This is a genomic window from Paenibacillus sp. FSL K6-2524, assembly GCF_038005525.1.
GTDB classification, from domain to species: domain Bacteria; phylum Bacillota; class Bacilli; order Paenibacillales; family Paenibacillaceae; genus Fontibacillus; species Fontibacillus anaericanus.
In genome coordinates, this window is the sequence record NZ_JBBOSP010000001.1 from 6,061,119 (window position 1) to 6,074,044 (window position 12,926).

Below are 12,926 nucleotides of genomic sequence, written 5' to 3' on the forward strand. Positions count from 1 at the left end.
GGCTGACCTATAAGCGTTCCTCCTAAAGCGCATCGAGATTCGACGCTTCATGGAGACGCATTATGGTCAGCCTGTTTGTATATATCCATGTGACTCGACGCCACCCTTACTTTTACCGTTTATCCTATTGTCCCCCTGTATTACTTTACTTTCGGATTATAGGCTATCCCATCAATTTGAACCTTTAATCCACTTGGACCACCATGATGCGCAAACTCTGTAGAGATAGTCTTTCTAGCTGGATAGTTGCCTTTAAACCTCCGCTTGAAAACCTCCTCCATAACAGGTATACCCCAGACATCTCTTAGCAGAACATCTACCTTCACTACTGCATCCAAGGTTAAATTCGCCTGCTGTAATCTGTCACTCATGTTATCGAGTGCTCCCTCAATCTGCATTTCAATGGACTGCCCAACATTACCAACGCAAAAGCTCAGAAAGATGAAATCACCTGCTTCAACATATCCGGAGTAGGCATATTCTTCATTTATATCTTTTCTAATAATTTCACCCAAACCTATCATCTCCTTATGAATCAATAGACTCATTATAATAGACGATGTCAGACAACAGTATGTCGTATTTCAACTGAACTTTTTGTAAAATTTACTTCGTTGTAAGTTAGCCAGTAATAACTCTCTCTTTTGGATAATTGAATTTTGCCTTCTTTTGTCTACCACCTATGATAAATAAGAACGAAGTTAAACCAATTCTTCCAATGAACATCAATATCATGAGCAGGCATCTCGCAAAAGGACTAAGCTCTGGCGTAATCCCCGTCGACAAACCTACGGTACCAAAGGCGGAGCACACCTCCAACAGAATAGCAATGAGTTGCTGTTCGCTATCGGAGATACTTATAGCTATCACTGACATACCACACATGATAATAGCTAATAACGTTATGGCCAGAGATTTCATCACATCATCAGGATGAAGCTCTCGATTAAAGACCTTGATATCACGGTTCCCTCTAGCAAAGTGATAAATAAATAATATATTTAGCGCAAATGTCGTCGTCCTAATCCCACCGCCCACAGAGTTAGGGGACCCACCGATAAACATAAGAAAGCTCATAAACAAGTGGGTTGGCATTGAAAAATCATTTATGTCCATGGTAGTAAGCCCGGCACTTCTTGTCGTTGCTGCTTGAAAGAAAGCATAGAAGAAGCTCTCATGCCACGTCATACCCTTGAAATAATGTTGATATTCAAACAATAAAATAAAAATCGTCCCCATAAGAAGAAGAATCGCATACGTAAATGTCGTTAACTTCGTAAATAAGGAAAAGCGGAAAGGGGAATCTGATTTGTTTCTTCTTCTATAAAAATAGTTCTTTACTTCAACTAATACAGGGAACCCGATGGTCCCAAAAATGATCAGTGTAATCGTCACTAGTTGGACAAAATAGTCACCTGCAAATGGAATAAGTGAATTTCCTGTTATATCCATACCTGCATTTGTGGTCGCGCTGACCGACGCAAATAAACCTTGAAGGAATGCTTCCTCCCAAGTTGAGAAAAATCGTAAATAATAGAATCCGAGAATGAGTCCCCCGATAAGCTCGGCAAAGACAATAATTTTCAGAATTTCTTTCACTAATTGTACGAGGCCAGATAATTCAAACTGATTATTATCCACCATGATCAGTTGGCGTTCTTTAAGTCCAATTTTTCTACCTAGAAGCATCCAGAAAAATGTACTCATCGCCATAATGCCAATACCACCAAATTGCAAGACGAGGATAATGACAAAATAGCCAAATACGCTATAGGTTTCTGAAACGTTAAATACACCTAGACCTGTATCACTTACTACACTCACCGCGGTAAACACGGTATCAAAAAATGACACATCAACACCCGGCTTATGGACGGCCGGGATACTAAATAAGAGAATGGATACAATTACGGCTAGTAAATAATATCCGCTTATAACCTGAGCAGGCGACCGTTGCTCCAGCCAACCCCTCGCTTTACGTAACATGGATTACTAACTCCTTTTATTTACAAGTAATTTCTTATCCTATCAACTAGAGTTAGAAAAAGCAAATGAAAAAAATAGGGACAAGGAAACTGTTCTTCTGTCCCTATTTTTCTCGTTTTGTGCCATAAAGTTTACTTGTTATCAATCAGATACATTAATTGTACAAGGCTACCTTCTACTTGATAAGAGATGAACATCATGTAATACCCCTTATCTTCATTGGAAAGGTCTATGGTGAACTTATCGGGGTTTTGATCCCATTCACTCATATCCAAAACAATCTCATTAAACGTTTGATTGTGCCTAACCCCTGCTAAATAAGGGGTAACTTTATTACCGTCTCTTCCTGTAACTAAGTTTTCCACTTCAATAATCGGTCCTTCTAACGTTCCTCCTACCTCAACGATTTGCGGCTCAATCAATAGGTTTTCGAGTTTCGTTAATCCATTTAAAGGAGAGAAGTCCGTAATTTCATTGCCTGTGACATCTAACGTCACCAAGTTCTTGGCATACTGCAAACCTTCCAGCGATCTTGCTCTTCTGGTCTCACTCGTTAATGTAGTCAATCCCAGCATATCGCCCAGTGTGATATCACCCGTAATACCTAAAGTTGTCTTGATAGAATTACTTAGATAGTTATCTTGCACGGTAATCACCTGAGTTAAGTCAATTGAGGTTAAACCTGCTGTTGCTGCTTGTAATGCTACCACTGCTGCATCAACTTCTTGTTGCGTAACTTCTCTACTCGCAACAACTTCTTCCGCTCTAGACAAGCTAGCAGTGAATTCTGCAATGCTCTCCGCAGTAAAACCTTCTAAATCCAAGACTTTAGCATCTACGATCGCTTGTTCCAGAACTCCAGTGAATAGTCTATCCGCATTGGCAAAATGCAACTTCGGATCTCCCCATGTAGCATGGTCAGATCCGTTACCATTTCCCCCGTCCGTCACGACTAACTTAAGCTCCACCGCACCGTTAATGTCCACTTCGATGAATTTTTGTGGGTCTCTTGCATTCATGAGTCCACTATCAAATTTCTTCTCTCCATCGACATAAACCTCAAAGCTTACAGAACCAACGGAACTGTACATTTGTCGATCAACACCAACGAATGAAGTGAAGTAATCGTAGTTCTTGTCGCTTAAATCATACACAATCGTAGAATTTGAATGTGCTCCGATTCCTCTTTCATAAGCAACTTCACGATTGCTCTCATCTGTTAATCGTAGAGTATTACTACTGATAGAGATATCTTTTCTAGGAGCCGTGTAACTATTTTGCGTAGCATTCCAATCATAATCCGTCAGATAGTTGTGATCGTCCATATTCACAACGGCGATCGTACGAATCTTCGTGATTGTATTGCCGTCGCTATCCGTAACGTTGTAAGAGATCATGTACTCGCCAGCTCGATTAAAGTTAACTTGATCTTCACCTGTAACTACCACACTAGAAGTTAAGTCTCCATCTTCGGCATCAATGGCTTCGTAATACTCATCGATATGGATGGCTTGTCCTACTTTAGTCGATATGGATTTAGGTATCGTAAGTGCTGGTACACTGTTTAATACAAGGAACTTCGCATCTGCAAAATCCGCATGATCGGAAGCATTTCCGTTCCCTGCATTGTCTACGACTAGTTTCAATTGCTGCACACCCGTAACTGGGATTCGAACAAATTTAGCTTCCGTAGCATATTTCATCAATCCACTGTTATACACTTCTTGACCATCTGCTAGGATACTGAACTTCACGCTCGAGTTATTTTGCTCTGGGATATTGCGATCGACACCAATAACCGTTTCAAAATAAGCGTAGTTCGTATTGGCAAGGTTATATACGATTTCAGAGTTGGCATGCGTTCCAATCCCTTTTTCAAACTCTTGGATTACACCATCAACAAGTAACTTAATCGTACTGTTTGTACTCGCTTTATCTTTTCTAACCACATTGTAATCTGTTCTAGCTGATTCCCAGTTCAAGTCACTAAGATATGAACTAGCACTGTACACAACGATTTGCCTTGACTTCGAAACCGTATTGCCGTCACTGTCAGTCACTTTGAATTCGACCTGATACGTTCCCGATTTACCCGAATTGAAACCGTTCAAGTTAACTTCAACTTGTCCAATCAGATTTCCATCTTCGGCATCCGATGCTTCTACGCCTTTGAGAACATCAAAATCGCTATTCAACTTCACAAACTCCATGGCATCAGGAACCGTTAATGTAGGCAAACTAGCATTATTCGTAAACTTTGCATCTGCCCATACGGTGTGGTCCCATGAATTCCCATTATGGTTCGCATCTGTTGTCACAAGTTTGATCTCACTTGCACCTGTAACAGGGATCTGTACAAATTCATGTTCTGTGCTCGATTTGAATACATCACTGCTAAATTTCTGTTCTCCATCGACATAGATTTCAAACGTTGCAGAGGAAGCCGCATTGCCTTTCACCGCTTGATCGATACCGATATAGCTTTCGAAGAAGTCATAACCCTTGCCCTCGATGTTATATACTACTTCAGAATTGGCATGAGCCCCCAAACCCTTAGCGTAAGTTGCAGCTAGGCCTTGTCTTACTAGTGTGATCGCGCTACCTGATGGTGCTTTGTCTTTCTTAAATGTGCCCGAGCCAACAATAGCGGATACCGCATCCAGATCCGAAGCATACACATAATCACTGGTTACGGTTACGTGTGTCGTCTTGGTTTCGGTAGTCCCTTCGCTCTTGATCTCATAGACAACCTCATAATTTCCTTTTGTCGTGATATCCACGTTATTCGATTTGACGATAACAGCACTAGTAATATCTTGCCCTTGATAGTTCGTCGCCTTAACATAGCTGGTTGGATCAAATGCTTGATTCAGCTTGAGCGTGACATGCTCTTCAACCGATAACGCTGGCTTGAACGCCTTAACCTCTACAGGGTTCAATGTATTTAATTTTTTATCATAGCCAACGATCTTATAGGTATAGTTCTGAGTACCATCCACATTGGCGTCTACAAATTGGTCGGTACCTGTAAATCCAACTAAGACATTGTTTCGGTAAATCTCATACCCGAGGAAATCTTGTTTATAGGCTTTATCCATATTGAAGCTTAACGTATTCGTTTTCGTTGCTGCATTAGCACTTATATTTACATTGATGGAGACATTTTTGTCCGTTATGCCTGTTCCTTCATAATAGACAACCGAATTATTTATATACCATAACTTGCCCGAAGCTGGATATTTACTTACCTTCACCTTCGTCGCTGGATCTACAGTAAAGCCGTGTCTAGCAAAAAAGCTGCTCAAATCCTGGCCTAACACTTCTGAAGAGAATTCTACTAAATACTGCTGTCTCGAGCTCTCACCATTAGGAAGGGATACTTTACGATCTCGATATAGACTATTTAACTTCGCCCAATATCCTGGATGCGCTAGTTCCAATTGCCAGAACGCTCCGAGTCTCGCAAAAAGACCCTGCTGTTCCATGGCTACTTTATTTTCTTCAATAACATATTTATAAATATCCGATTCAAATGGGATACGTGTATCTATAGCATTACGCTCTACAGACATCATCATAGGTAACATGTTATTGCTGACCTCACCATACTCCCGCTCACTCACAGCCATACGGTGCCCGATCTCATGCGACAAGCCCCAACCTGGATTCGTCGTGCTGAGATCCTGTAGCATCAAGGGTATGGTTCCACTTTGAATGCCGGTATGGTCACCTGCTGCATACATCGCACCATACGGCTGCATTAATCTAATATTCTCCCGAATAAGCTTGGCATCATGGTTCTCACTACGACCATCAAGGCCAAAGTAATCAAATAATCTATTGATCCATACATCATAACCCGTTAAAGTAGCCATGGGATTTAGATCTTTCGTTATAAACTCATTGTGGGCCAAGGTAGCCGTACCCGTGAAAATAATACGCTCACTCACCATTTCGACGACATCAATCATTTCACGGTCACTAACGTTCGGATGTGCTGCTTTGTCTGCGTCTAATCTTTGTTTATACGCGGTTAAGAAAGTTTTAAATTCGGCTGGATCGGTATCCTTTGTCATCATCGGGAATCGTTCTACACCTTCAAATCGAAGGAGAGGCGCTTTGCCTTGCTCTTCCGGCGTATAAGGATTAACGATATAAACAGGTCCACCTTTCGTTACATCATGGGCATATGCATTGTTGGTAGTAGATTCAGGCACCACGATCGTATTTTTCCCAGCACGCAATTGTACACCCCTTGCCCAGCTATTCCAAGAACCTTCTTGCTGCGAAAAGATTAACGAAGGTACTTTAGCGGTAGAATCGACATCCACATAGACGTTGATCGTATCGCCGGGCATTGCCACAAGTCCAGTAGGCTGGTTATTTGTGCCCATATTAAATCTAAGATTTTGCTGCGCATGCTTCTTCATATCGCCATGTTGTTCAGCTGTAATGATCATACCTTCGGTTTGTACCTCACCATTTACGATCTTCATCGCCAAATCCAGTTGATCTTTGAGCTGAGGATATAATGGGTGTGCTAAGGCTACTTTCTCTAGCTCATTGATTTTTGCAACACTATTGTATTCGGGAACTACCGAACTCATCGTTCCATCAGTAAATAGGTCACTTACCGTATCACTCACTTGATCTTGCTTGTAAAATCTAAATTCAGCCACAAACGGTCTGTTAATATTAGCTTTTGTGAACTTAAACTTAATTCGCTTAAACTTCGTTGGCTCAAACTTAAATTGCAGAAAATCATTTGTACTAACTGCAGTTCCGCTAGAAACAAGTTGGAACGTATCTCCTTTACTCGTCTCGGATGCATAGATCTCGAATGCCTCCGGGAATCCCTTCCGATTATCTCTAGCTAGAAAGGCTACTCTGTCCAGCACTTCAGCATTCGTTAATTCAAATACAACTTCATTCGTGAAGGTATCATCATTGTTTTTATTCGTTTCCCAATGTGTATTTGGCTGATCATCCAGCATGTATTCTGGTTTCGTTCCCGGGTAGCTTCCGCCATTAGTCGTTACTTTGGACACGTTCGAATTCGGCATACGATAGGCTTCGCTATAAGCTGCTTCATATTCCGTGCCATAACCTTTAAGGGTGGAAACCTTTGCTGTAGTTGATCCTATTGAATTGCCTGAGAGAAGTATTCTTGCATTCTCGATCTCCGCTTGAAATTGAGCGTATAGCGGATGTGACTTCACTTCATTCTCCAAAGCTATTAATTTGTCTAATGTATTAAACTCTTCGCTAACTTGACTGTATGTATCATCCGTAAATAAGTTCTTCATCTGATCTGATACGGCATCTTCTTTATAGAAAGAAAACTCAGCCCCACTTGCCCATTCTTGATTCGCCTTTTTGTATACAAATTTGATTCTCTTAAATGTTGCCGGCGCAAATTTAATTTCAACTACGTCGCCTGTTGAACCTTTATATTCACCCGTCGATACCAATGTGTAATCATCGCCTGAGTCCGTCATAGAGCTATAAATTTCAAACTCCTCAGCAAACCCTTTGCCCTTTGCACTAGATTGTCTAGCAGCATACACGATTCTATTTAATGTAGTTGATTCATCTAAAAGAAATACGACCTCATTCGTAAACGTTGAAGTATTCGGTTTACCTGTCTCCCAGTGCGTATTCATATCTCCATCGATCGCCTTGTTTATAGGAGAACCTGAATAGTTACCACCATTATTCGTGATCGATTTAATATTTGCATTATCCATTTTAAAAGCTGTGTTGTAAGTATTTAAGATTTCCTTCCCGTACAAATCGAACGGCTTAACCGATGCTAAGCTAGATTGACTAACCCTACTCTCTAACACATTCTTCGTTACATTAGCGTTATGTATTTCACTTGCTAAAGCATACCCAACTTCACTCGACATACTAACTAACAGCGCTGCAGATGTGACGATTGCAATCATTTTCTTCATACGTTCTTCCTCCTGATGAACGATAGTTATGACGAATGACCTAAAAAGGCGCAAAAAAAACTACCCTAAGAGTAGCCCGATTGCACACAAAGTCTATTAAAAATGAAAACTCCACTTTTAATAAACTTTAAATAACAAAAAGAATATTACACTCTTTGGCAGCTGGCTGACATCGTCACTAAACTTGATTAACTTTAGTCCCTTTAGCTTTGCGTCCCTACATTTCCATAGGTTTGCCTATTCAATTTTAAGTACATTCTCACAGTAACATATCAAAACATCACACCGCATGGTCAGTTGGTATGATATCGTACTAGGTAATTTACATTAATTTTGATGCATTTTCATTCATTATTTTCATGGTTTCCAAGAGATTTTGATATAGGTACTGATACTTTAGATATAGGAGACATTAAGTGCACGTTTATAGTTACAACTTCGAAAAGAAAAAAATGTTATAATTTGGGTGAACTATCGCCACTCCCATTGACGGCATAGAATAATAATATAGGAGGTCATGTAGATGAGAAGGATTGTGAGTTCTTTTCTTATATTATTTTTGGTTATAACAATGACAGCATGCGGAAATAAGGAAGCTGAAGAATCGCAAGTTTTCAAAAAGGAAAAAGACAACTTATCATTAGAAAATGTAATAGAATTATCTATAAAGGGTAATGAACTTTCATGGAAAGATTTTAAAATATACGATAGCACTGATATTGGTAGTGGATTATATATTCAGCACTATGATATTGATGAAAAATATTATCTTCTTATCGGTGGTGGCAGCATAGATGAAAAACCTATGTACATTCGTTTGGTAAAAGCAAATAATTCAGATGACTATATTGATATTAGAACAGACGATATAGATGAGTTTATTTCTGAGTAAGTTGATGTCTTATTTAAATTACGCTTGATCCTTACGATATAACTCTCGACTCTTATAGCCCGCCTGAAGAATCATCTTCATTTCTTCTCTACGCTTGGCTCTTGTTTCTTCTTGTTTCGCACTATAGACATACCGTGCCCAATCTTTGCGGTATCCTGGAGTAAGCGATTGATATATCGCAAGCAGCTCAGGCGTATCCTCCAAATCCTTCTCCACACTTGGAATCAGGGAAATATAATCATCTACTCGTTGACTTGATTGCGAAGAAGTTTGGTTTCTACCTCCAGCGTCCTCTTTTAACCCAACAACGGTAAAGACATCATCCAACCCCACCATACGTGCAAATTTAATATTACTTGTCCCTACATATCCACTCTCATCGCTTCCTATACCATCCAGTAAATCGTCCCGATGAATGTACGTGGGATAGACTTTGTTTCCCTTTTTAGGGTATGCCGCAAAGAGATAGCCATTCTTGTTGAGGTGCTGATGTTCAATCACGCGATCAACCAGTTCCTTTAAAGACTCCAGATCTAACACAAAGGCAAAAATCAGATCATACCCATGCTCCTTGAGCGTTGTATCATAGTCTGCCAATTCGACCAAATAACCGCTTCCTTCAGGTTGATTCAATACCGCTACTTGGTCGTACTTATGTAAATTCAACTTTTCTACGATCGATTTAGCCATTACGCTTCGCCTCCTATAGGTATTCCGATGTTCTTTTCTTATTAATTCATACTAATTATATCCCAAAAAAATCAAACTATATAAAGAATCAAGAACCCTTATCACCATAGATTGGCCCATTAGTCTGTAATTACATTTCATGTTTTTGTGTTTGTCCATAATAAGTTATACTGAGTAACAGTATGAAGTTTATGACGTAATCAACTTACTCGGAGGGTTATTATGAAATATAATTTTGACCATGTTATAGCTAGAGAGAACACCAACTCATTAAAATGGGATCGGACGGTTCTTACAAAAAGACTGGGTTTTGATGCAGACGGAATATTACCACTGTGGGTTGCCGATATGGACTTTCGTGCTCCTCAGCCTGTCATTGATGCTTTAATAAAGAGAGCAGAACATGGAATCTTCGGATATACCTCTCCTCTCGACGATTACTATGCGGCACTCACTTGGTGGCAGAAATCAAGACATGATTGGGACATTCAAAAGGAATGGGTAACGATGATGCCAGGGATCGTCCCTGCATTTAACTTCTTTATCAGAGCCTTAACCGATGAGGGTGATAAGATCATCATCCAAGAACCCGTATATCCACCTTTCAGAAGCACAATTGAGACCAACAATAGGATCGTAGCAAACAATCCTTTGAAGCTCGTGGACGATAAATATGTGATGGACTACGATCAATTGGAGCAATTAGCTAAGGATCCACAAACGAAGATGCTTATCTTATGTAGCCCCCATAACCCGATGGGAATCGTGTGGAGCAGTGATGAACTTCGGAAGCTAGGGGAAATCTGCAACGCAAACAATGTGGTTGTGGTCGCGGATGAAATTCATAACGATTTAATCTTGCCTGGGAACAGTCATCTTACCTACGCTCTACTAGGTGAGGAATTTGCGAATAATTCGATCATCTGTACAGCTCCAAGCAAAACCTTTAACTTAGCAGGACTGCAAATTTCCAATATTATAATTCCAAATCGGGTCATTAGAGAAAAAGTGGATAAAGAACTGAAGAAGTCCTCCATTATGGAACCTAATGCATTTGGCATTGTGGCAACAACTGCCGCATACTCGGAAGAAGGGGCCAATTGGCTAAATCAATTATTAGTGTACTTGGAATCTAATGCACAATTTATTCATGAGTTTGTGAATCACAGAATGCCAAATGTTAAATACACCAAACCACAAGGTACCTATTTGGCATGGTTAGACTTCAAAGACACGAATATCAGTGAAGAACTAGAACATAAAATATCTAAAGAAGCTAAGGTTTTATTGAATAGTGGGGCTATGTTCGGCTCAGAAGGCAAGGGTTATATGCGAGTTAATTTCGCCTGCCCGAGATCGGTTCTGGCAGAGGCACTAGAACGAATCTCCAAACTGCTTGGATAGGATTACACAAGATAAGGTCAAAGAAACAGCCGCTTCGCTTAGGCTTCTATTCCTATAGCGATGCGGTTTTTTTGCGTCAACCACTAGACCCCTTCTTCGTAATTATGGTAAGTTCTCTGTAGCGTAAAACACCGCACGATAAGATTTAAATACTAGGAGGTAACCATACTCGATGCTCAAAAAAACGCTGAAATGGCTAGCCTGGATCGTGCTCATTCCAGTTGCTGCACTTGCTATTTTTCTGATCTATATTACAGCGAGTGATTATAAACCTCCTGCTCAAGTAGAGCTTCAAACCAACAACAATAGCACTACTATACTTAAGCAAGGTGATCCCTTCACCATCACTACATTCAATATTGGCTACGCTGGCCTTGACCAAGGACAGGATTTCTTCATGGATGGTGGCACGATGTCCAGATCTAGCAGTAAGGGGCAAACGGAGACCAACCTTAGCGCCATCGAAGATTTTCTGAGTGATACCCAATCCAACCTGTATATGTTGCAGGAAGTTGATGTGAACTCCTCACGTAGTAACCATATTAACCAAGTCAAGAAAATCAGCGACAGTCTTCCTGGATATAGCGACACGTTTGCTTATAATTACAAGGTGCCTTGGGTACCTATCCCCGTGACTCATCCAATGGGCGGGGCACAAAGTGGTTTGTTGACATTATCGACATTCAACAGCACATCTCAAACCCGCTTCGATCTACCTGGCAAGGAAAGTTGGCCTGTTCAGTTGTTCGAGCTGGATCGTGCATTTATAGAGAATAGACTTCCCGTAGATAATGGTAAGGAGCTCGTGTTGATCAATCTTCACTTGTCGGCATTCGACAAGGGCGGTACCATCCGCAAACAACAGCTTGAATTCCTAGCGGACTATATCAATCAAGAAGTGAAGAAAGATAACTATCTCATTCTGGGTGGCGACTGGAATCACTCACTTCCTAGCACGGACCCAAGTAAGTTCCCTACACAGCAGGAATGGCCCGAATGGCTTCAAGCATTCCCGGACACCTTCGGTCCAGATGGCTTCCAGTGGGCAGTCGATCCAAACACTCCTTCTGTCCGTACGCTAGACGTAGCATATCAAGAAGGGATCAATTTCCTCGCTGTGATCGACGGATTTCTCGTATCTCCTAATGTAGAAATCCTAAATGTTACCGGACACAATCAGAACTTCGAGAACAGTGACCACAACCCTGTTACTGCGGGCTTTAAGCTGAAATAATCTCATAAAATAATAAAATACAGCCGCACTGCTAATAGGATTATTCCTATAGCGATGCGGCTGATATATTTTAACCCCTAGTTAATTCAATGCTTTAAGGTCCCTAACCTTTAAAACCAAACAATCCCCGGAACCAATTCCATACATCAAGTGTGATGGGAATTAATCCTAACCCATGCTCACCAATCACGACAACGCCATATGCCCATTTTCCAATAGCGACTGCCCCCACAGCGATTTTCCCCATAGCAACAGCTCCTACAGCCCAATTCGCAATAGCTACTGCACCCAACGCTACTCCTGCACTTGCACCTGCAATTGCCACCGCACCGATGGATAAACCAAGCCAGCTCAACGCCACTGCACCCAGTGCTAACCACAAACCAAACGATAATGCACCCACGGATAACAATCCTACACTTATAGCACCTATAGAGACCAGTCCAATAGCTACATCCCCAATAGCAATTAAGCCTACAGCTGTCTTAAAACGTGGCTTACTTCCATTTCCATAACTCTGATCTGAGTATCTGCCTAGATTACTACGAATGCTGACGATCGGTAATGAGGGCGATGGCCATTGATAATCGATTTCTTTCCCCTCTATACCTCTTGAAGTTGCCCAGCGTGTTATGTATCGATGCCATCTCATATCCATCCGTCCCCTCATTCAACTATATTCATTGTACAGTGCTCCGAAATATATGTAATCAGACTCTGACCCGAAATGATCTCAGCCTCTAGACGGAGATACAATATTCAT

The 12,926-nt window shown here is 40.9% G+C and carries 8 protein-coding genes and 1 riboswitch; of the genes, 3 read left to right on the plus strand and 5 right to left on the minus strand.

The genetic code is table 11. The features are described 5' to 3' along the window. Positions 1–140 precede the first annotated feature (140 nt). The 3 genes from NST85_RS28175 to NST85_RS28185 form a co-directional block, all read right to left on the minus strand. Complete coding sequence (locus NST85_RS28175; protein WP_127191592.1) at positions 141–515, minus strand: RidA family protein; 375 nt, start codon at positions 513–515, stop codon at positions 141–143. A 106-nt stretch (positions 516–621) separates the two neighbouring features. Beyond that, positions 622–1,986 carry a TrkH family potassium uptake protein gene (locus NST85_RS28180; protein ID WP_127191591.1) on the minus strand — a complete coding sequence of 455 codons (1,365 nt, stop codon included), beginning with the start codon at positions 1,984–1,986 and terminating at the stop codon, positions 622–624. A 131-nt stretch (positions 1,987–2,117) separates the two neighbouring features. Then, positions 2,118–7,943 carry an NPCBM/NEW2 domain-containing protein gene (locus NST85_RS28185; protein WP_341190969.1) on the minus strand — a complete coding sequence of 1,942 codons (5,826 nt, stop codon included), beginning with the start codon at positions 7,941–7,943 and terminating at the stop codon, positions 2,118–2,120. 154 nt (positions 7,944–8,097) lie between these two features. Then, a riboswitch (cyclic di-GMP riboswitch) is annotated at positions 8,098–8,191 on the minus strand. A 275-nt stretch (positions 8,192–8,466) separates the two neighbouring features. Here NST85_RS28185 and NST85_RS28190 point away from each other — a divergent pair. Continuing rightward, entirely contained in the window at positions 8,467–8,835 is a 369-nt protein-coding gene (locus NST85_RS28190; protein WP_127191589.1) for a hypothetical protein, read from the plus strand. 18 nt (positions 8,836–8,853) lie between these two features. Here NST85_RS28190 and NST85_RS28195 read toward each other — a convergent pair whose 3' ends face one another. Continuing rightward, positions 8,854–9,525 (minus strand): YdeI/OmpD-associated family protein, encoded by a 672-nt coding sequence (locus NST85_RS28195; protein WP_127191588.1) that lies wholly within the window; start codon positions 9,523–9,525, stop codon positions 8,854–8,856. Between the two features lie 222 nt (positions 9,526–9,747). On the opposite strand from NST85_RS28195, the gene NST85_RS28200 reads away from it, so the two are divergent. Together NST85_RS28200 and NST85_RS28205 are read left to right on the plus strand one after the other, a co-directional pair. After that, positions 9,748–10,929, plus strand: coding sequence for a MalY/PatB family protein (locus NST85_RS28200; RefSeq protein WP_341190970.1), 1,182 nt, complete (start codon positions 9,748–9,750; stop codon positions 10,927–10,929). A gap of 172 nt (positions 10,930–11,101) precedes the next feature. Continuing rightward, complete coding sequence (locus NST85_RS28205; protein WP_341190971.1) at positions 11,102–12,163, plus strand: endonuclease/exonuclease/phosphatase family protein; 1,062 nt, start codon at positions 11,102–11,104, stop codon at positions 12,161–12,163. A gap of 103 nt (positions 12,164–12,266) precedes the next feature. On the opposite strand, the gene NST85_RS28210 is transcribed toward NST85_RS28205, so the two are convergent. Continuing rightward, entirely contained in the window at positions 12,267–12,815 is a 549-nt protein-coding gene (locus NST85_RS28210) for a hypothetical protein (RefSeq protein ID WP_341190972.1), read from the minus strand. Positions 12,816–12,926 lie beyond the last annotated feature (111 nt).